The 19,483-nt window shown below is 55.4% G+C and carries 17 protein-coding genes and 1 pseudogene; 9 read left to right on the plus strand and 9 right to left on the minus strand.

Annotated elements, in window-relative coordinates; translation table 11 throughout:
• The first annotated feature begins 36 nt into the window (after positions 1-36).
• Together rapA and rluA are read left to right on the plus strand one after the other, a co-directional pair.
• On the plus strand, positions 37-2,943 hold the full coding sequence (rapA, locus tag QNN88_RS13490) for an RNA polymerase-associated protein RapA (RefSeq protein WP_414240671.1): 2,907 nt from the start codon (positions 37-39) through the stop codon (positions 2,941-2,943).
• An 11-nt stretch (positions 2,944-2,954) separates the two neighbouring features.
• Positions 2,955-3,614, plus strand: coding sequence for a bifunctional tRNA pseudouridine(32) synthase/23S rRNA pseudouridine(746) synthase RluA (gene rluA / locus QNN88_RS13495; protein ID WP_414240672.1), 660 nt, complete (start codon positions 2,955-2,957; stop codon positions 3,612-3,614).
• A 91-nt stretch (positions 3,615-3,705) separates the two neighbouring features.
• Here rluA and djlA read toward each other — a convergent pair whose 3' ends face one another.
• A complete protein-coding gene (gene djlA, locus QNN88_RS13500; protein WP_414240673.1) occupies positions 3,706-4,521 on the minus strand; it encodes a co-chaperone DjlA in 816 nt (271 codons plus the stop codon).
• A gap of 255 nt (positions 4,522-4,776) precedes the next feature.
• Here djlA and lptD point away from each other — a divergent pair, with 255 nt between their 5' ends.
• The 6 genes from lptD to apaH are packed head-to-tail and all read left to right on the plus strand — an operon-like array spanning position 4,777 to position 11,517.
• Positions 4,777-7,131, plus strand: coding sequence for an LPS assembly protein LptD (gene lptD / locus QNN88_RS13505; protein ID WP_414240674.1), 2,355 nt, complete (start codon positions 4,777-4,779; stop codon positions 7,129-7,131).
• Positions 7,132-7,184: 53 nt separating this feature from the next.
• Entirely contained in the window at positions 7,185-8,471 is a 1,287-nt protein-coding gene (surA, locus tag QNN88_RS13510) for a peptidylprolyl isomerase SurA (protein ID WP_414240675.1), read from the plus strand.
• Positions 8,471-9,460: a 4-hydroxythreonine-4-phosphate dehydrogenase PdxA gene (gene pdxA / locus QNN88_RS13515; protein ID WP_414240676.1), complete on the plus strand. Its 990-nt coding sequence runs from the start codon at positions 8,471-8,473 to the stop codon at positions 9,458-9,460. Before surA ends, pdxA begins: the two co-directional genes overlap by 1 nt.
• Positions 9,457-10,278 carry a 16S rRNA (adenine(1518)-N(6)/adenine(1519)-N(6))-dimethyltransferase RsmA gene (rsmA, locus tag QNN88_RS13520; RefSeq protein WP_414240677.1) on the plus strand — a complete coding sequence of 274 codons (822 nt, stop codon included), beginning with the start codon at positions 9,457-9,459 and terminating at the stop codon, positions 10,276-10,278. The genes pdxA and rsmA overlap by 4 nt, the downstream gene beginning before the upstream one ends.
• A gap of 2 nt (positions 10,279-10,280) precedes the next feature.
• Positions 10,281-10,658, plus strand: a complete 378-nt coding sequence (apaG, locus tag QNN88_RS13525) for a Co2+/Mg2+ efflux protein ApaG (RefSeq protein WP_414240678.1) — start codon at positions 10,281-10,283, stop codon at positions 10,656-10,658.
• Between the two features lie 10 nt (positions 10,659-10,668).
• Positions 10,669-11,517 (plus strand): bis(5'-nucleosyl)-tetraphosphatase (symmetrical) ApaH, encoded by an 849-nt coding sequence (apaH, locus tag QNN88_RS13530; protein ID WP_414240679.1) that lies wholly within the window; start codon positions 10,669-10,671, stop codon positions 11,515-11,517.
• A gap of 185 nt (positions 11,518-11,702) precedes the next feature.
• On the opposite strand, the gene folA is transcribed toward apaH, so the two are convergent.
• From folA to QNN88_RS13555, 5 genes are all read right to left on the minus strand, one after another.
• Positions 11,703-12,182 (minus strand): type 3 dihydrofolate reductase, encoded by a 480-nt coding sequence (folA, locus tag QNN88_RS13535; RefSeq protein WP_042323929.1) that lies wholly within the window; start codon positions 12,180-12,182, stop codon positions 11,703-11,705.
• 198 nt (positions 12,183-12,380) lie between these two features.
• The gene (kefC, locus tag QNN88_RS13540; protein ID WP_414240680.1) at positions 12,381-14,243 is read right to left on the minus strand and encodes a glutathione-regulated potassium-efflux system protein KefC; all 1,863 of its coding nucleotides are present in this window, start codon (positions 14,241-14,243) and stop codon (positions 12,381-12,383) included.
• Complete coding sequence (kefF, locus tag QNN88_RS13545) at positions 14,236-14,766, minus strand: glutathione-regulated potassium-efflux system oxidoreductase KefF (RefSeq protein WP_414240681.1); 531 nt, start codon at positions 14,764-14,766, stop codon at positions 14,236-14,238. Before kefF ends, kefC begins: the two co-directional genes overlap by 8 nt.
• A gap of 103 nt (positions 14,767-14,869) precedes the next feature.
• Positions 14,870-15,103, minus strand: coding sequence for a YgdI/YgdR family lipoprotein (locus tag QNN88_RS13550; RefSeq protein WP_061076391.1), 234 nt, complete (start codon positions 15,101-15,103; stop codon positions 14,870-14,872).
• Positions 15,104-15,205: 102 nt separating this feature from the next.
• Positions 15,206-16,537 (minus strand): MFS transporter, encoded by a 1,332-nt coding sequence (locus QNN88_RS13555; RefSeq protein ID WP_414240682.1) that lies wholly within the window; start codon positions 16,535-16,537, stop codon positions 15,206-15,208.
• A 272-nt stretch (positions 16,538-16,809) separates the two neighbouring features.
• Between QNN88_RS13555 and QNN88_RS13560 the strand changes: the two are divergent.
• Positions 16,810-16,918 (plus strand): annotated as a pseudogene (locus QNN88_RS13560) (hypothetical protein); the annotation flags it as partial.
• Positions 16,919-16,941: 23 nt separating this feature from the next.
• On the opposite strand, the gene fixX reads toward QNN88_RS13560, so the two are convergent.
• The 3 genes from fixX to QNN88_RS13575 are packed head-to-tail and all read right to left on the minus strand — an operon-like array spanning position 16,942 to position 19,476.
• Entirely contained in the window at positions 16,942-17,229 is a 288-nt protein-coding gene (gene fixX / locus QNN88_RS13565; RefSeq protein ID WP_042997977.1) for a ferredoxin-like protein FixX, read from the minus strand.
• A complete protein-coding gene (locus QNN88_RS13570) occupies positions 17,226-18,512 on the minus strand; it encodes an FAD-dependent oxidoreductase (protein ID WP_414240683.1) in 1,287 nt (428 codons plus the stop codon). The genes fixX and QNN88_RS13570 overlap by 4 nt, the downstream gene beginning before the upstream one ends.
• 22 nt (positions 18,513-18,534) lie before the next feature.
• Entirely contained in the window at positions 18,535-19,476 is a 942-nt protein-coding gene (locus QNN88_RS13575; protein WP_414240684.1) for an electron transfer flavoprotein subunit alpha/FixB family protein, read from the minus strand.
• Positions 19,477-19,483 lie beyond the last annotated feature (7 nt).

The raw sequence follows: 19,483 nt of genomic DNA on the forward strand, positions 1-19,483 counted from the left end.
TATTGCCTGCAATTAAAGATATAGAGCCGAACAAATATGCCTTTTACACTTGGTCAACGCTGGATCAGCGATACAGAAAGCGAACTGGGACTTGGAACCGTTGTCGCCATGGATGCCCGTACCGTCACTTTGCTTTTTCCTTCCACCGGTGAAAATCGCCTGTATGCGCGCAGTGACTCCCCCGTGACCCGCGTGATGTTCAACCCAGGCGATACCATTACCAGTCATGAAGGCTGGCAGCTGCAAATCGATGAAGTAAAAGAAGAAAACGGTTTGCTTGCCTACATCGGCACCCGCCTTGATACCGAAGAAGCCGGGGTGACGCTGCGTGAAGTCCTGCTCGACAGTAAACTGGCATTCAGTAAACCGCAGGACCGACTGTTTGCCGGTCAGATTGACCGCATGGACCGCTTTGCGCTGCGCTATCGCGCACGTAAATTTCAGAGCGAACAGTACCGTATGCCGTGGAGCGGCCTGCGCGGTCAGCGCACCAGCCTGATCCCTCATCAGCTCAACATTGCCCACGACGTGGGTCGTCGTCATGCCCCGCGCGTACTGCTGGCAGATGAAGTCGGTCTGGGTAAAACCATTGAAGCCGGGATGATTCTGCATCAACAACTGCTTTCTGGCGCGGCAGAACGAGTGCTGATCATTGTGCCGGAAACTTTGCAGCATCAGTGGCTGGTCGAAATGCTGCGCCGTTTTAATCTGCGTTTCGCCCTGTTTGACGATGAACGCTACGCCGAAGCGCAACACGATGCCTATAACCCGTTTGAAACCGAGCAACTGGTTATCTGTTCACTGGATTTTGCCCGCCGTAACAAACAGCGTCTGGAACACCTGTGCGATGCTGAATGGGATCTGCTGGTTGTCGATGAAGCTCACCATCTCGTCTGGAGCGAAGAGGCGCCGAGCCGTGAATATGTCGCGATCGAACAACTGGCGGAACGCGTGCCAGGCGTACTGTTGCTGACCGCCACCCCGGAACAACTGGGTATGGAAAGTCACTTTGCCCGTCTGCGTCTGCTGGATCCTAACCGTTTCCACGATTTCGCACAGTTTGTTGAAGAGCAGAAAAACTACCGTCCGGTCGCCGACGCCGTAGCCATGCTGCTGGCCGGTAACAAGCTCAGCAATGAAGAGCTCAACATGCTGGGCGAACTGATTGGCGAGCAGGATATTGAACCGCTGCTGCAAACCGCGAACAGCGACCGCGACGGTGCGCAGAACGCGCGTCAGGAACTGGTCTCCATGCTGATGGACCGCCACGGCACCAGCCGCGTGCTGTTCCGTAACACCCGTAATGGCGTAAAAGGTTTCCCGAAACGCGAACTGCACACCATTAAGCTGCCGCTGCCGACGCAGTATCAGACTGCCATTAAAGTGTCCGGCATCATGGGGGCCCGCAAAGACGCCGAGGACAGAGCGCGTGACATGCTCTATCCGGAACAGATTTATCAGGAATTTGAAGGCGATACCGGTACCTGGTGGAACTTCGACCCGCGCGTCGAGTGGCTGATGGGCTACCTGACCAGCCATCGCTCGCAGAAAGTGCTGGTGATCTGCGCGAAGGCGGCAACCGCCCTGCAACTTGAGCAAGTGCTGCGCGAGCGCGAAGGTATCCGCGCCGCCGTGTTCCACGAAGGGATGTCGATTATCGAACGTGACCGTGCCGCCGCCTGGTTTGGCGAAGAGGACAGCGGCGCGCAGGTGCTGCTGTGTTCAGAAATCGGCTCGGAAGGTCGTAACTTTCAGTTCGCCAGCAACCTGGTGATGTTTGACCTGCCGTTCAATCCGGACCTGCTGGAGCAGCGTATTGGTCGTCTCGACCGTATCGGACAGGCGCATGATATCCAAATCCACGTCCCGTATTTAGAGAAAACCGCCCAGTCGGTGCTGGTTCGCTGGTATCACGAAGGTCTGGATGCGTTCGAACATACCTGCCCGACCGGTCGCGCTATCTATGACTCGGTTTACAGCAACCTGATTAACTATCTGGCGGCCCCCGAAGAGACCGATGGCTTTGATGAGCTGATCAAAAGCTGTCGCGAACAACACGAAGCGCTGAAAGCGCAACTGGAACAGGGCCGCGACCGCCTGCTGGAGATCCACTCCAACGGCGGTGAAAAAGCGCAGCAACTGGCCGAAAGCATTGAAGAGCAGGATGACGACACCAGCCTTATCGCCTTTGCCATGAACCTGTTTGATATCGTGGGGATTAACCAGGACGATCGCGGCGAAAACCTGATAGTACTGACGCCATCCGATCACATGCTGGTTCCGGACTTTCCGGGGCTGCCGGAAGACGGTTGTACCATTACCTTTGAACGTGACGTGGCGCTGTCACGTGAAGACGCCCAGTTTATTACCTGGGAGCATCCGCTGATCCGTAACGGACTGGATCTGATCCTCTCCGGTGATACCGGTAGCAGTACCATTTCCTTGTTAAAGAATAAGGCGCTGCCGGTCGGTACGCTGCTGCTGGAACTGGTATACGTTGTGGAAGCCCAGGCACCGAAGCAGTTGCAGCTTAACCGCTTCCTGCCGCCGACGCCGGTGCGCATGCTACTGGATAAAAACGGCAACAACCTCGCGGCGCAGGTGGAGTTTGAAACCTTCAACCGTCAGTTGAGTGCCGTAAACCGCCACACCGGCAGCAAGCTGGTTAACGCGGTGCAGCAGGATGTTCACGCGATTCTGCAACTGGGTGAAGCGCAGGTTGAAAAGTCCGCCCGCGCCCTGATTGACGCTGCACGCAATGAAGCGGATGAAAAACTGTCTGCTGAATTGTCGCGCCTGGAAGCGCTGCGCGCCGTCAACCCGAACATTCGTGATGACGAACTCGCGGCGATTGAAAGCAACCGTCAGCAGGTGCTGGAAAGCCTGAGTCAGGCAGGATGGCGTCTGGATGCGCTACGTCTTATCGTCGTCACGCATCAGTAACGGAGCCGACTATGGGGATGGAAAACTACAACCCGCCGCAGGATCCCTGGCTGGTTATCCTGTATCAGGATGAGCACATTATTGTGGTCAACAAGCCGAGCGGCTTGTTGTCCGTGCCGGGGCGTCTTGCGGAGCACAAAGACAGCGTAATGACGCGTATTCAACGCGACTTTCCGCAGGCAGAATCTGTGCATCGGCTGGATATGGCCACCAGCGGCGTGATTGTAGTGGCCCTCACTAAAGCGGCGGAGCGAGAGTTGAAGCGTCAGTTTCGCGAGCGCGAGCCGAAAAAACAGTATGTGGCGCGGGTATGGGGACATCCCGCGCCCGCAGAAGGACTGGTGGATTTACCGCTGATCTGCGACTGGCCGAATCGTCCGAAACAGAAAGTATGTTATGAAACCGGCAAAGCGGCGCAGACCGAATATGAAGTGGTGGAGTTTGCGGCAGATAACACCGCGAGGGTCGTGTTGAAGCCCATCACCGGGCGTTCGCACCAACTGCGCGTGCATATGCTGGCGTTAGGCCACCCCATTCTCGGCGACCGTTTTTATGCTCCGCCCGACGCGCTGGCGATGGCTCCCCGACTCCAGTTGCATGCCGAGATGCTGACCATCACTCATCCCGCATACGGCAACAGCATGACGTTTAAAGCGCCAGCTGATTTCTAACAATAATGCCTGATGGCGCTACGCTTATCAGGCCTACGTTCGGGCTTTGTAGGCCGGATAAAGCGCGTTGCGTCGCCATCCGGCAAAAGCATTATTTAAAGCCTTTCTGCTCTTTGATTAGCTCGTAAGCCTTCTGAATTTCCTGCGCTTTCTGCTTCGCCATTTCCATCATTTCCGGCGGCAGGCCTTTCGCCACCAGCTTATCCGGATGGTGCTCGCTCATCAGCTTACGGTAAGCGCGTTTAATCGTGGTTGCGTCGTCGGTAGGTTTAACGCCGAGGACGTTGCAGGCATCCTCCAGCGTCGGGCCACGCTGCGCCTGCTGCCAGCCACCGCCGCCGGACTGCTGCTGATAACCGCCGCCAAACTGCGCGCCCCCCTGCATCATGCGCAGGAACTGATCGAACTGAGTTCGGGAAATGCCCAGCTCTTCGGCAATCACATACAGCACTTCACGCTCGTTGGGATGCAGCGAACCATCGGCAAACGCCGCCTGAATCTGAATTTCGAGAAACATGCGGATAAGATCGAAACGGCCAAAACAGACGCTGCGAAACTGGCGCATTTTTTCACGTAACGGGTAGTTGTCCGATTTTCCGATACGAAACGCATTTTGCGCAGCCGATCGCGATTCGCCATGCAAATTCATCCTGTCCATCAGTACATTGGCGACATGGATATCGGCTTCGGTCACCCGACCTTTCGATTTGGTTAAGTGCCCCATCACCTCAAAGGTGGTAGCAAAAAACAATGCCTGACGCTCACGCTGGTTGGCAAACCACGCCATTTTGCGGCTACGGGCTTTGTCGAACATGTGGCCGATTAACAGCCCCAGAACCACGCCCCAAAAGCCGCCGCCCATGAGCAGAGCCACGGCCACGCCAATTATTTTTCCCCAGTACTGCATAGACTCCCCAATTTGTCTCACTCTCAGTGAGGCCAGGTCCCACAAAATAAGCGGCTTTCTACGATCTTTCGGCTACGGTCAATTGTGGGACATCGCCTATAATTTGCATTATCATACCTGTCATTCACAGCCGTGACTAACACCACAGACGCTATAGCGGCAGGATTAACACTAGCGCTACGAACATGAGTAAGTTAGGCTGTGGCGGTTTGTCACGCGCGACGCTACTGATGATGGAACAATAAAATACAACGTATGAAAAAACGTATTCCCACCCTCCTGGCCACAATGATTGCCACTGCCCTTTACAGTCAACAGGGTCTGGCAGCCAGTCTCGCCTCACAATGTATGTTAGGCGTGCCAGCCTATGACCGTCCTCTGGTGCAGGGCGAGACAAATGAACTCCCCGTCACGATTAATGCCGATCACGCGAAAGGAAATTATCCTGATGACGCGGTGTTTACCGGCAATGTGGACATCATGCAGGGCAACAGTCGCCTGCAGGCCGACGAGGTGCAGCTTCATCAGAAAGAGGCTCAGGGTCAGCCTGAGCCTGTGCGTACCGTCGATGCGCTCGGCAACGTCCATTACGATGACAACCAGGTTATCCTGAAAGGACCGAAAGGCTGGGCGAACCTGAACACCAAAGACACCAACGTCTGGGAAGGCGACTACCAGATGGTGGGCCGTCAGGGCCGCGGGAAAGCGGATCTGATGAAACAGCGCGGCGAAAACCGCTATACCATTCTTGAGAACGGGAGTTTCACCTCCTGTCTGCCGGGTTCTGATACCTGGAGCGTCGTCGGTAGCGAAGTGATCCATGACCGTGAAGAACAGGTCGCGGAAATCTGGAACGCCCGCTTTAAGCTGGGTCCGGTTCCTGTCTTTTACAGTCCGTATTTGCAGTTGCCGGTGGGGGATAAACGCCGCTCCGGTTTCCTGATCCCTAACGCCAAGTACACGACAAAGAACTATTTTGAGTTCTATCTGCCGTATTACTGGAACATCGCGCCAAATATGGATGCGACCCTGACGCCGCACTATATGCACCGTCGTGGCGGCGTGATGTGGGAGAACGAATTCCGCTACCTGAGCCAGGCGGGCGCAGGTCTGATGGAATTTGACTATCTGAACTCCGATCGCGTCTACGATGATGAACACCCGAACGATAGCAACTCGCGCCGCTGGCTATTTTACTGGCAGCACTCAGGGGTAATGGATCAGGTGTGGCGCTTCAATGTCAACTACACCAAGGTGAGCGACTCCAGCTACTTTAATGATTTCGATAACAAGTATGGTTCCAGCACCGACGGTTACGCCACGCAGAAATTCAGCGTCGGCTATGCGGTGCAGAACTTTGACGCCACGGTCTCGACCAAACAGTTCCAGGTGTTCAGCGATCAGAACACCAGCAGCTACTCCGCTGAACCACAGCTAGACGTCAACTTCTATCAGAACGACCTGGGTCCGTTCGATACCCGTATTTATGGCCAGGCCGTGCATTTTGTGAATACCAGAGACAACATGCCGGAAGCGACGCGTCTGCACCTGGAGCCGACCATCAACCTGCCGTTGTCGAACCAGTGGGGCAGCATCAACACCGAAGCGAAGCTGCTGGCGACCCATTATCAGCAAACCAATCTGGACTGGTATAACAGTCGTAATACCACTCAGTTGGATGATAGCGCCAACCGCGTGATGCCACAGTTCAAAGTCGACGGCAAGATGGTGTTTGAACGGGATATGAATATGCTCGCGCCGGGTTATACCCAGACGCTGGAGCCGCGCGCGCAGTATCTGTACGTGCCGTATCGCGACCAGAGCAACATCTATAACTACGACTCTTCCCTGCTGCAATCGGACTATACCGGCCTGTTCCGGGATCGAACCTATGGCGGGCTGGACCGCATTGCCTCAGCGAACCAGGTCACGACGGGCGTCACATCTCGCGTATATGATGAGGCAGCGGTTGAACGTTTTAACGTTTCTGTGGGTCAAATCTACTATTTCACGGAGTCTCGTACCGGCGATGACAACATCCAATGGGAGAATGATGACCAGACAGGTTCATTAGTATGGGCGGGTGACACCTACTGGCGTATTTCGGATCGTTGGGGCCTGCGTGGCGGTATTCAGTACGACACCCGTCTGGATAGTGTCGCCACCAGCAGTTCCAGTATTGAATATCGACGTGATGAAGACCGTCTGGTTCAGTTGAACTACCGTTACGCCAGCCCGGAATATATTCAGGCCACGCTACCTGCGTATTACTCTACGGCTGAGCAATACAAAAACGGGATTAGCCAGATCGGTACCGTCGCCAGTTGGCCGATTGCCGATCGCTGGTCGATTGTGGGTGCCTACTACTTCGACACCAACGTGAATAAACCCGCCGACCAGATGTTAGGTGTGCAGTACAACTCCTGCTGTTATGCGATCCGCGTCGGTTACGAGCGTAAGCTGAACGGTTGGGATAGCGATAAAGAACACGCGGTTTATGACAACGTGATTGGCTTTAACATTGAACTTCGTGGTCTGAGCTCTAATTACGGTCTCGGCACGAGTGAGATGTTGCGTTCCAACATTTTGCCATATCAAAACTCTTTGTGATCTGATTGATTTACCACGTAATCCGCAGTGCGGTTAATTGAAATGGAAAAAGTATGAAGAACTGGAAAACGCTGCTTCTCGGTATCGCCATGATCGCGAATACCAGTTTCGCTGCCCCGCAGGTAGTCGATAAAGTCGCAGCCGTCGTAAATAACGGTGTGGTACTGGAAAGCGACGTTGATGGCCTGATGCAGTCTGTCAAACTGAACGCTAACCAGGCGGGTCAACAGCTTCCGGACGACGCTACGCTGCGTCATCAGATCCTGGAACGTCTGATCATGGATCAGATTGTCCTGCAAATGGGTCAGAAGATGGGCGTAAAAATCTCTGACGAACAGCTTGATCAGGCAATTGCCAACATCGCCAAACAGAACAACATGACGCTGGACCAGATGCGCAGCCGTCTGGCTTACGATGGACTGAACTACTCAACCTATCGTAACCAGATCCGCAAAGAGATGACCATCTCTGAAGTGCGTAACAACGAAGTGCGCCGCCGCGTGACGATCCTGCCGCAGGAAGTGGATGCGCTGGCGCAGCAGGTTGGCAATCAAAATGATGCCAGCACGGAGCTGAATCTGAGCCATATCCTGATCCCCCTGCCGGAAAACCCAACATCTGATCAGGTGAACGAAGCTGAATCCCAGGCACGTTCCGTTGTTGATCAAGCCCGTAATGGCAGCGACTTCGGTAAGCTGGCGATCACCTACTCTGCTGACCAGCAGGCGCTGAAAGGCGGCCAGATGGGTTGGGGTCGTATTCAGGAACTGCCGGGCATTTTTGCCCAGGCGCTGAGCACCGCGAAGAAAGGCGACATCGTTGGTCCGATTCGTTCCGGTGTCGGCTTCCATATTCTGAAAGTGAACGATATGCGCGGCCAGACTCAGAGCATCTCTGTCACTGAAGTCCATGCTCGCCATATTTTGCTGAAGCCGTCACCGATCATGACCGATCAGCAGGCGCGTCTGAAGCTTGAGCAGATCGCGGCAGATATCAAGAGCGGTAAAACCACCTTTGCCGCGGCAGCAAAAGAGTTCTCTCAGGATCCGGGCTCTGCTAACCAGGGCGGCGATCTGGGCTGGGCGGCTGCGGACATTTTCGATCCGGCATTCCGTGATGCGTTAACCCGCATGAACAAAGGCCAGATGAGCGCACCGGTGCACTCCTCTTTCGGTTGGCACCTGATCGAACTGCTGGATACGCGTAACGTCGATAAAACCGACGCCGCGCAGAAAGATCGCGCTTACCGTATGCTGATGAACCGGAAGTTCTCAGAAGAAGCAGCAACCTGGATGCAGGAACAACGCGCCAGCGCTTACGTTAAAATCCTGAGCAATTAATGACGGTTGCTCAACGCGTAGTGATCACTCCCGGCGAGCCCGCCGGGATTGGTCCGGATCTCGTCGTTCAACTTGCCCAGCGCGACTGGCCGGTTGAACTGGTGGTCTGCGCCGATGCCACAGTATTGGCTGACCGGGCGGCAATGCTCGGTCTTCCCCTCACGTTACGCCCTTATTCCCCACAAAGTCCTGCTAAACCGCAGACTGCCGGCACGCTTACGCTGTTACCGGTCTCGCTTCGTGCGCCTGTCGTTGCTGGGCAATTGGCCGTGGAGAATGGCGAGTATGTGGTGCAGACGCTGGCCCGGGCCTGTGACGGTTGTATCGAGGGTGAATTTGCGGCGCTGATTACGGGTCCAGTGCATAAGGGCGTTATCAACGACGCAGGCGTGCCTTTCACCGGTCATACCGAGTTTTTTGAAGAGCGCTCGCAGGCGAAAAAAGTGGTGATGATGCTGGCGACGGAGGAGTTACGCGTCGCACTGGCGACGACCCACCTGCCGCTGCGTGACGTCGCCGATGCCATTACGCCAGCGCTGCTGCACGAAGTGATTGGCATTTTGCATCACGATCTGCGCACCAAATTTGGCGTGGGCGATCCGCACGTGCTGGTCTGTGGTCTGAATCCACATGCCGGTGAAGGGGGGCATATGGGCAGCGAGGAGATCGACACGATCGTTCCGGTGCTCGACACGCTACGCGCGCAAGGGATGAAATTGACAGGTCCATTACCCGCCGACACGCTGTTTCAGGCCAAATATCTGCAACATGCGGATGCGGTGCTGGCGATGTACCACGATCAGGGTCTCCCCGTGCTAAAATACCAGGGATTTGGTCGGGGCGTGAATATTACGCTGGGCCTGCCCTTTATTCGTACCTCAGTTGATCACGGCACCGCGCTTGAACTGGCGGGTCGGGGCGAAGCTGATGTCGGCAGTTTTATTACGGCGCTTAATCTCGCCATCAAAATGATTGTTAATACCCAATGAATAATCGAGTCCATCAGGGCCACTTAGCCCGTAAACGCTTCGGGCAAAACTTCCTCAACGATCAGTTTGTGATCGACAGTATTGTCTCCGCCATCAACCCGCAAAAGGGTCAGGCGATGGTCGAAATCGGCCCTGGTCTGGCCGCGTTGACGGAGCCGGTTGGCGAACGTCTGGATGCGCTGACAGTGATTGAACTGGACCGCGATCTGGCCGCACGTCTGCAAACGCATCCCTTCCTGGGGCCGAAGCTGACTATTTATCAGCAGGACGCCATGACCATGAATTTCGGCGAATTGTCTGAAAAGATGGGTCAACCGCTGCGCGTGTTCGGTAACCTGCCTTATAACATCTCTACGCCGCTGATGTTCCACCTGTTTAGCTATACTGATGCCATTGCCGATATGCACTTTATGTTGCAAAAAGAGGTGGTGAATCGTCTGGTTGCAGGACCAAACAGTAAGGCGTATGGTCGATTAAGTGTGATGGCGCAATATTATTGCAACGTGATCCCGGTGCTTGAAGTACCGCCGACTGCCTTCACACCACCGCCCAAAGTGGATTCCGCCGTTGTACGCCTGGTGCCGCATAAAACGATGCCATATCCGGTGAAAGATGTTCGCGTGTTAAGCCGTATCACCACAGAAGCGTTTAACCAGCGTCGTAAAACGATTCGTAACAGCCTCAGCAACCTGTTCAGCGTTGAGGTACTGACGGAACTGGGTGTAGACCCGACAATGCGAGCGGAAAATATCTCTGTCGCGCAGTACTGCCGGATGGCGAACTATCTGTCAGAAAACGCGCCATCGAAGGAGAGTTAAGCATGATCAATTCGCCCCGAGTGTGTATTCAGGTTCAAAGCGTCTACATTGAGGCGCAATCTTCACCTGATGATGAACGTTACGTTTTTGCCTACACCGTAACCATCCGCAATCTGGGGCGAGCGCCCGTACAGCTACTGGGTCGCTATTGGTTGATAACCAACGGTCATGGCAGAGAAACTGAAGTCCAGGGAGAAGGCGTGGTCGGCGTTCAGCCACACATTGATCCTGGCGAAGAGTACCAGTATACCAGCGGCGCCGTTATCGAAACGCCGCTGGGCACCATGCAGGGTCACTACGAAATGATCGATGAGAATGGCGTCGCCTTTACCATCGACATTCCCGTTTTCCGACTCGCCGTCCCTACTCTCATTCACTAAAACAATAGCTATGGCAACATACCTTATTGGCGACGTTCACGGTTGCTACGACGAACTGATCGCATTGCTACAACAAGTCAATTTTACCTCTGAAAGCGATACGCTGTGGCTGACGGGTGACCTGGTTGCCCGTGGTCCCGGTTCACTGGACGTGCTGCGTTATGTGAAATCACTCGGCGACTGCGTGCGCCTGGTGCTGGGCAATCACGATCTGCATCTGCTGGCGGTGTTTGCCGGTATCAGTCGCAATAAACCAAAAGACCGTTTGACCCCATTGCTGGAAGCACCGGACGCGGATGAACTGCTCAACTGGTTGCGCCGTCAACCGCTGTTGCAGATAGATGAAGAGAAGAAACTGGTGATGGCACATGCGGGTATCACGCCGCAGTGGGATTTACAGACCGCCAAAGAGTGCGCGCGCGATGTCGAAGCGGTGCTGTCGAGCGACTCATACCCCTTCTTTCTTGATGCCATGTATGGCGACATGCCAAATAACTGGACGCCAGAATTGAGCGGGCTGGCACGCCTGCGCTTTATCACTAATGCCTTTACCCGGATGCGTTACTGCTTCCCGAACGGGCAACTGGATATGTACAGCAAAGAGTCACCGGAAGATGCCCCGGCCCCCTTAAAACCGTGGTTTGCTATTCCCGGACCGGTCAGCGAAGCCTACAGTATTGCGTTTGGTCACTGGGCGTCTCTGGAAGGAAAAGGAACGCCGGAGGGAATCTATGCGCTGGATACCGGTTGCTGCTGGGGAGGGAATTTAACCTGCCTGCGCTGGGAAGATAAGCAGTACTTTGTGCAGCCGTCAAACCGGCAGATGGATCTGAATGAAGGCGAAGCCGTTAACGCCTGATCTGTTTTGCCTGATAGCGCTACGCTTATCAGGTCTACGAGATGGGTTTGTAGACCGGAGAAAACATTCACAGCTCCATTCTACATTTATGTCGTTTTTTCGCCTGATGGCGCTGCGCTTATCAGGCCTACGAAAGGGTTGTAGGCCGGATAAGACGCTAAGCGTCACCATCAGGCACTCATCGCTTAGCGGCGTTCCAGAATCTCGAAGCAATAGCTGTGTGAGTTCTGCCCGTCGGCGTCGTGAAACTCGCTGAACACTGATTCCCAGTCATCCGGCTCGTAGTCCGGGAAATGCGTATCCCCTTCCACTTCTGCGTCGATGTGCGTCAGATACAGTTTTTGCGCTTTGGGCAGGAACTGCTCGTATACGCGACCACCGCCAATCACCATAATTTCTGGCGCGTCGCCGCAGGCCGCAATCGCTTCATCAACCGATTTCACCCACTGCACGCGATCGTCAGTACCCGGCTGGCTGCTGATGACAATATTTTTACGTCCTGGCAATGGTCGGCCGATGGATTCCCAGGTATGGCGTCCCATAACGACAGGTTTATTTAACGTATTACGTTTAAACCAGGCGAGATCGGCTGGCAGATTCCACGGCATGGCGTTTTCCATGCCAATAACGCGATCTACTGCTAACGCAGCAATCAGACTGATCATTGAATATTTCCCGGAAGCAAAAAAAATTGTCGCCACTATACGGAAAGTGCAATCTTTCGTCGACTAACGAACAGAAGAAGAGCACGAAAATTTTCCGTTCTGCTGGCGAGTCCACGACTTCGCGGTGGACTCCCGGCATTACAGTATTTCAAAAACAATCGGTTAACAGTAAAGTTTGCAGTACATCACAATTTTGACTCAGGTTGACGGTTTAACTGCTGGCTCATCGGCAACGTCTCCCGTGTGTTTACCTTCTTCAGTTCCCTGCCAGCCATGACGCTGAATTAACGACAGATGCTCGCGGTCCTCGGTGATGATTTCACTCAGCATCGCGCTGGTCCGTTTATAGACTGCCGCCCGGGAGGTGGCATCATCCTCACCTTTCGCCATCTCTTCTACCATTTGCGTATTAAAGCGACGGAACAGGTCCGCGCGCTCCCGCGCTTCATAACGTCCCAGCCCGAGGCTTTCCAGCGCCAGACGCCCGGTTTTAAGCGCGCCTTCAAACGTTTCACGTTCCGGCTGATCCACCCCCGCCTGGCGCAAACGAATGTAATGATCGACATCACGTGCCCGGGCAATGATTTGCAGGTTCGGGAAATGCTCTTTTACCATCTCCGTCAGCTCCAGGCTGGTTTGTGGATCGTCGATGGCGTTGATCAGCACTTCCGCTTTCGCCGCGCCGGCGGACTCCAGCAGATCCATCCGCGTCGCATCACCGTAGAACACCTTCATGCCAAATTTACGCAGCGTCTCGATGTGGTCCGGATCGTGATCGAGAACGACCATTTTCACACCGCTGGAGAGCAGTAAGCGGCCAGTGATCTGCCCGAAGCGCCCAAACCCGGCAATAATCACCCGCGGCTGCTCTTCATCAATCTCATCGGCTTCCCGCTCTTCACCGGAGGCTGATTTCTCCATTCGCGTGAGGATGACCAGGAAAATCGGCGTCGCGGCCATCGACAGCGCCACCGCCAGCGTCAGCGCCTTCGCCCATTGTGGATCGAGCACGTTCGCCATCTGCGCCGCGCCAAAGACCACGAACGCGAACTCACTGCCCTGCCCCAGCAGAACTGCAAACCAGCGACGCTGTTTATTGGGTACCTGCAAAGGACGGGCAATCAGCCACAGCATCCCGATTTTAATTACCAGGAAGCCAACCAGAAGAATGACGATACGCAGCGGATTATCGATAAGCGTCCCAAAATCGACAGACATGCCGACGCCGATAAAGAACAACCCCAGCAACAATCCCTTAAACGGCTCAATGTCGCTTTCCAGCGCGTGACGGTACTCAGAGCTTGCCAGCAATACGCCGGCGAGGAACGCCCCCATCGCCATCGACAGCCCCACTTCTTCAAGCAGCAGTCCGAAGCCGAAGACCAGAAACAGCGCCACGGCGCTGAACACTTCTCGCAGACCTGAACGTGCAACGAAACGCAGCGCCGGGCGGGTGACATAGCGCCCCAGCACGACCACCAGCACCAGCGCGCCGGCGACCTTCAGCGCCGACAACGCGAATGCCCCAAGCGTGGTTGACGCCCCGCTGGTCGCCAGTAACGGAATCATCGCCACCAGCGGAATCGCCGCGATGTCCTGGAACAGCAGCACGGCAAAGGCGCTGCGTCCCATCTGCGACACGGTCAGGTTGCGCTCATTCATCGCCTGCATGGCAATTGCCGTGGAGGAGAGCGCCAGCGTCATACCGATCAGCTCCGCCACCTGCCAGCGCAGGCCGAGGAACATACAAAACAGGCCAATCAGGCCGCCGCAAACCACCATCTGTAGCGCGCCGCCACCAAACACCGAGGCGCGCAGTTTCCATAAGCGCTGAGGATCGAGCTCAAGACCAATGACAAACAGCATCAGTACCACGCCGATTTCCGCAAAATGCAAAATGGACTCGGCGTCCGTCACCAGCCGCAATCCCCAGGGGCCAATAATGCACCCGGCGATGAGATAACCCAGCACCGAGCCTAAGCCCAACCGGACGGCAATCGGCACGATCAGCGCCGCTGAACCAAGATAAATCAGCGCCTGTATCAGCGTATGGCTATCCATTGTGCGCCTCCTGCCATTCCATCAGTCGTTGCTTATAATGACGCGCCTGCGCCTGCAGCGTTTCGTCGTCACAGATAAACGTACAATGCATAGCAAACGGCGCAAGCCAGTTGAGCCCGCAGTAGATCGCTGTCGCCTGGAGGGGTTGTGAGAGTACGTCGAAACCCGGATGCGAGCCAATATTGAAGTGATTATCGCCACCGCCGGTGGTAACCGCCCACATCAGCGGTTTACCGCGCAGCGCGGTCCCGCCGTGACCATAAGCCCAGCCGTGGGATAGCACTTTATCCATCCACAGTTTGAGTAAGGGGGGAACGCTGTACCATTGCATGGGATGCTGCCAGACAATCAGATCAGCGCGAGAAAGCGCCTCTTGTTCCGCAGCAATATCGATATTGAAATCAGGATAGAGTTCATAGAGCGAACGAACTTCAACGCCTTCCAGCGTCCTTGCCTGCTCAAGCATCCGTTTATTCGCATGCGAATGCTGCGGATAAGGATGCGCATAAATAATGAGGATCATGTTTAGCCTGTTGTTTTACCGCTCTGTTTTATAAGAGAGTGTAGTCAGTAATCCAACAGGCTAATAGTGAATATTATTGAGCAGATGAATGGAGAAAACTGAACTAGTTATCCAGTTCGCTCATGTTTTTCACCTGATCGCGGTTGATTTGCTCCGTCTGGCCCGTTTCTGCGTTTTTATAGGAAACCAGGCCCGTGTCATCGTCCACCTGCGGTTTACCGTCGGTAACAATGGTGCGGCCATCAGTCGTACGCACAGCCTGATTCGAAGAGCAGCCGGCAAGGGTGAAGACAGTTGCTGCGGCAAAAATGGACGCGATTAAAAGTTTCTTTTGCATGGTGTTCTCCCTGCTTTTCAGTCATTTTCAGTGATATACCCATTAACTGTAGACGCACTGACTGAGGTTGAGGGTAAATACAGAACACTCTGAAGACTCACCTTAACACAACGGTTTCCTGCGAATTGTCATCGTACTGGTCTGGGCAAGCGTCAGGCCGCGCGTTTCTGGCGCGAAGGCGATGGAGACCAACAGCCCGACCAACGAGATCCCCGCCCCCATCAACATCACCTGACTAATGCCATATTTAGTGATGAAAATAGGCAACGCCCAGGTGGAGAGAATGGTACCGACACGACTCAACGACATGATGACCCCCACTGCGGAGGCGCGGATGTCGGTTGGGAACAGTTCATTGGGATAAAGCCATTGCAAATTCCCCGGTCCGCCAGAGAAAAAGGCGTACACCGCAAATGCCGTCACCACCAGCCAGATGCCCATTTCCGGGATCAGCCCCAGCACCGCCAGCGCCAGCGTCATCATCACGAAGCTGCCAATCAGCAGCGGCCTCCGCCCCGCGCTGTTCAGCCAGAACATCGGCGGGATACAGCCCAGCATAAAGAACAGGCTGATCACCACATTTCCCAGCGCCGCGCTCTTCCCGGCCCCCAGTCCCAGCAGACCGACAATCTGCGGACCAAAGGTGTAAATGGCAAACATCGGGATCACCTGACAGGTCCAGATCGCGGCAACAAACAGCACAAACGGGAAGTGGCGACGATTAAACAACTGCAGAAAGCGTGTCTCCTGCGCCGTGTCTTCATCGAATGCCACCGGCTCGCCGAACAGCTTGATCATCATCGCTTCACACTCTTTGACCCGCCCTTTGCGCAACAGCCAGCGTGGAGATTCGGGCAGATCGAAGCGGCCGATCAGGATCAACAGGCAAGGGATCGCCGCGCTGCCCAGCATCCAGCGCCAGCCGCCCTCAACGTCATAGAGCCAGTAACCAACCAGATCGGCACAGGTCGCGCCGACGTACCACATCGCCGCAATAAAGCTTATTGAGAAAGCGCGTTGACGGGTGCTGGAAAACTCGGTAATCATCGAGGTGGCAATGGGATAATCCGCACCAATCACCACGCCAATCAGCACCCGCATCACCAGCAGTTCAACCGGGGATGAGATAAACATGGTGGCCACCGATATCACCCCAATGGCGATGATATCGATGAGAAACATTTTGCGCCGTCCCACTTTATCCGAGATATAACCAAACAAAGAGGTGCCAACAAACAGCCCTGCCAGCGTCCCCGCGCCCAGCAGGCCAATCCACTCAGCATCCAGTTTCAGCGCTGGAGTGAGTTGTTCCAGCGCAACGCCAATCATCACCAGCACATAGCCGTCCAGAAACGGCCCGCCGCTTCCCCACAGCATGATCCTGCGGTGAATCGAGGAGAACTGAATATCATCAAAGTTCCTGGGCTGTTGCATGGCAATGTCCTGTTTGCCGACATTCGGCATTAGTGCTTAACTGCCTGATGGCGCTGCGCTTATCAGGCCTACTTAACCCCACTGGCCGGATAGGGCGTTTTCGCCGCCATCCGGCATCGGTACTCTCATTGCCTGATGGCGCTGCGATTATCAGGCCTACTTATCCCTACAGGCCGGATAGGGCGTTTTCGCCGCCATCCGGCATCGGTACTCTCATTGCCTGATGGCGCTTCGCTTATCAGGCCTACTTATCTCCTGTAGGCCTGATAGGGCGTTTTCGCCGCCATCCGGCATCGGTACTCTCACTGCCTGATGGCGCTGCGCTTATCAGGCCTACTTATCTCCTGTAGGCCGGATAAGGCGTTTTCGCCGCCATCCGGCAGTGGAGCGTCTACCTGTGCTCATTAACCGTAGCGAAACTCCACGCCGAAAGTGCCGCGCGGGTACTCCCATTTTTCCAGCGCCGTATCAAGTCCGAGAATCCGACAGGTGCCGCACTCCAGGCAACCGGCATAATCAAAGCGCACGCTGCCGTCATCCTGCTTTTTGTATAACCCGGCCGGACAGGCTTTGATCAACACTTCCAGCACCTGTTTGTCCGGCGCGGTTTTCATGATGATGTGCGGATGCTCTTCATCGACATTGAATTTGTTGACGCCCAGTTTGACGTCCACGTTGACGGGAGAAGTCATAATACGGTCACTCCTTTAATGCCATCCTTCATCAGGTTGATGAATCCGACCTTCTTCGCATGGCGCAGGATCGTCTTACGCATCGGCACCGGCGCACTGCCGTCGACGGTAAAGAGATCGCGTGCAATACCGACGACCATTTCCGGATAGCGAGTAAACATGCGTGGGTTATCAAGGAAGGCGGGCAGCCGCTGGTACATACGCATATCGCGCATCGGACCGTTGTCGAGATGTTGACGATATGCCGCCAGTCCCTGACGGCTAAAGTCGTTGCTTTGCATGGCTGAGAGCACCGTCTTCGCCGCCGCTTCACCTGCCGCCACCGCGAGATCCATCCCGCGGATCGTAAAGCCGAGGTTCATACACATGCCTGCCGCATCACCGGCAATCAACACACCGTCGCCCACCAGTTCTGGCTGCATGTTCATCCCCGCTTCCGGCACCACGTGCGCCGCGTACTCCATCAGCTTGCCGCCGGCGATCAGCGGCGCAACGGCCGGATGCTGTTTGAAATCTTCCAGCATTTGCGGGACTGATTTTTTCGCTTCTTTCAGATGATGAAGTCCGCACACCAGCCCCAAAGACAGGGTGTTTTCGTTGGTATAGAGGAAGCCACCGCCCATCAGGCCATCCGTGGGCGATCCGGCAAACAGACAGGCCGCCCCTTCGTTGCCCTGCAGCTGGAAGCGATCTTCAATCACCGACTTCGGCAGTTCGATCAGCTCTTTCACGCCGACCGCCACGTGTGCGGCCTCAACGCGTTTTGCCATCCCCAGTTTTTCCGCCAGCAGGGAGTTGACGCCATCGGCGAGGATCACCACTTTTGATTCAATGATGTCGCCATCCGCTTCTACGCCAACGACTTTGCCATCGCGCTGCACGACGTTATCCACGCGGATCCCGGTGATCAACTGCGCGCCGGCCTCTTCCGCCTGCTCCATCAACCAGGCGTCAAATTTACTGCGTAAAACCGAGTAAGAAACCTGCGACGGGCCGGCCTTTTCGCCGTTAAGATAGTCCACGGTCATCGCCCCGTTATCGGTCATAAAGGCGAGCTTTTCATGGATAATGACTCGCTCAACAGGGGCCTGCTCAGCAAAGCCTGGAAGAATGCGCTCCAGACTGTGGGCGTAAATGCGCCCACCGGTGACATTCTTCGCGCCAGCGGAATTTCCGCGCTCGATAACCAACACCTGGGCCCCTTCACGGGCGAGCACCAGGGCCGCGACGGAACCGGCAAGCCCCGCGCCCACGATGATGGCATCAAAGATATCTTCGGACATACGTACTCCCTGCCTGAATGGGTTAGCGTGCCAGTGCGGTCGTCAGCGCGGGCAGGATCTTCAGCGCATCGCCGACAATGCCGTAATCCGCGTACTGAAAAATCGGCGCATTTTTGTCTTTGTTGATGGCAAAAATAGTCTGCGCGCCGTTTGCCCCTACCATGTGCTGGATCTGCCCGGAGATCCCCACCGCCAGGTACAGTTCCGGCTTGAGCATCAGATTCGAGATCCCGACATAGCGCTCATGCTCCATCCATTTCTCGTTTTCGGCGACCGGACGCGAGCAGGCCAGCTCTGCGCCAATGGCCTGACACAGCGCCTGCGCCAGTGAGATGTTCTCTTTGCTGCCGATACCGCGCCCCACGCTGACCACCAGCCGGGCTTTGTCGAGATCGACGCTGTTACTCTGACGGGGCTGCGTGGCGGTGCGCGTAACGGTAATTCCCGGCGCCTGCCAGGCTACGCTGTGCGTTTCGCCGCTGCGGGTCGCATCCGGCTGTTGCGCCTCAAAGGTGCCGCTGCTAAGCGTCAGTACCGCTAACGGCGTGGAGAGCGTCTCTTCACCCATCGCCAGACCGCCATATACCATGTGTTTGACCGTCGCCCGGCCATCGTGCTGCGTCACAGCGCTGGCATCATTAGACACCACCGCCGCAAGGCGATAGCCCAGTTTTGCCGCCAGCAGTTTGCCGCGACGGGTGTTGGGCAACAGTAACAGGCCAGAATCGCCCTGTTGACGAACGGTCTGTGCCATCACGTCCGCATAATCTTCCACCATGCGATCGTCTGGCTTGCCGCTCAGTTGCCAGACGTGATGTGCGCCCAACTGAATGGCCGCAGTAGCCTCATCGGCGCTTTGCACAAACGCGTTAATTTTTTCACCTAAAATCTGCGCGCCGCTCATCAGTTCCGGCAGGCGAGACGCGGTATCGCTGAATACCCAGACGCTGGAAAACTTGCTCATAACATCC

This window comes from Citrobacter sp. ANG330, assembly GCF_047467925.1.
Classification (GTDB): domain Bacteria; phylum Pseudomonadota; class Gammaproteobacteria; order Enterobacterales; family Enterobacteriaceae; genus Citrobacter_A; species Citrobacter_A amalonaticus_G.

What these genes read in the sequence shown, in the direction of transcription:
- rapA (WP_414240671.1), top strand. Translation starts at nt 37, where the DNA reads ATGCCTTTTACACTTGGTCAACGCTGGATCAGCGATACAGAAAGCGAA.
- rluA (WP_414240672.1), top strand. Translation starts at nt 2,955, where the DNA reads ATGGGGATGGAAAACTACAACCCGCCGCAGGATCCCTGGCTGGTTATC.
- djlA (WP_414240673.1), bottom strand. Translation starts at nt 4,521, where the DNA reads ATGCAGTACTGGGGAAAAATAATTGGCGTGGCCGTGGCTCTGCTCATG.
- lptD (WP_414240674.1), top strand. Translation starts at nt 4,777, where the DNA reads ATGAAAAAACGTATTCCCACCCTCCTGGCCACAATGATTGCCACTGCC.
- surA (WP_414240675.1), top strand. Translation starts at nt 7,185, where the DNA reads ATGAAGAACTGGAAAACGCTGCTTCTCGGTATCGCCATGATCGCGAAT.
- pdxA (WP_414240676.1), top strand. Translation starts at nt 8,471, where the DNA reads ATGACGGTTGCTCAACGCGTAGTGATCACTCCCGGCGAGCCCGCCGGG.
- rsmA (WP_414240677.1), top strand. Translation starts at nt 9,457, where the DNA reads ATGAATAATCGAGTCCATCAGGGCCACTTAGCCCGTAAACGCTTCGGG.
- apaG (WP_414240678.1), top strand. Translation starts at nt 10,281, where the DNA reads ATGATCAATTCGCCCCGAGTGTGTATTCAGGTTCAAAGCGTCTACATT.
- apaH (WP_414240679.1), top strand. Translation starts at nt 10,669, where the DNA reads ATGGCAACATACCTTATTGGCGACGTTCACGGTTGCTACGACGAACTG.
- folA (WP_042323929.1), bottom strand. Translation starts at nt 12,182, where the DNA reads ATGATCAGTCTGATTGCTGCGTTAGCAGTAGATCGCGTTATTGGCATG.
- kefC (WP_414240680.1), bottom strand. Translation starts at nt 14,243, where the DNA reads ATGGATAGCCATACGCTGATACAGGCGCTGATTTATCTTGGTTCAGCG.
- kefF (WP_414240681.1), bottom strand. Translation starts at nt 14,766, where the DNA reads ATGATCCTCATTATTTATGCGCATCCTTATCCGCAGCATTCGCATGCG.
- QNN88_RS13550 (WP_061076391.1), bottom strand. Translation starts at nt 15,103, where the DNA reads ATGCAAAAGAAACTTTTAATCGCGTCCATTTTTGCCGCAGCAACTGTC.
- QNN88_RS13555 (WP_414240682.1), bottom strand. Translation starts at nt 16,537, where the DNA reads ATGCAACAGCCCAGGAACTTTGATGATATTCAGTTCTCCTCGATTCAC.
- fixX (WP_042997977.1), bottom strand. Translation starts at nt 17,229, where the DNA reads ATGACTTCTCCCGTCAACGTGGACGTCAAACTGGGCGTCAACAAATTC.
- QNN88_RS13570 (WP_414240683.1), bottom strand. Translation starts at nt 18,512, where the DNA reads ATGTCCGAAGATATCTTTGATGCCATCATCGTGGGCGCGGGGCTTGCC.
- QNN88_RS13575 (WP_414240684.1), bottom strand. Translation starts at nt 19,476, where the DNA reads ATGAGCAAGTTTTCCAGCGTCTGGGTATTCAGCGATACCGCGTCTCGC.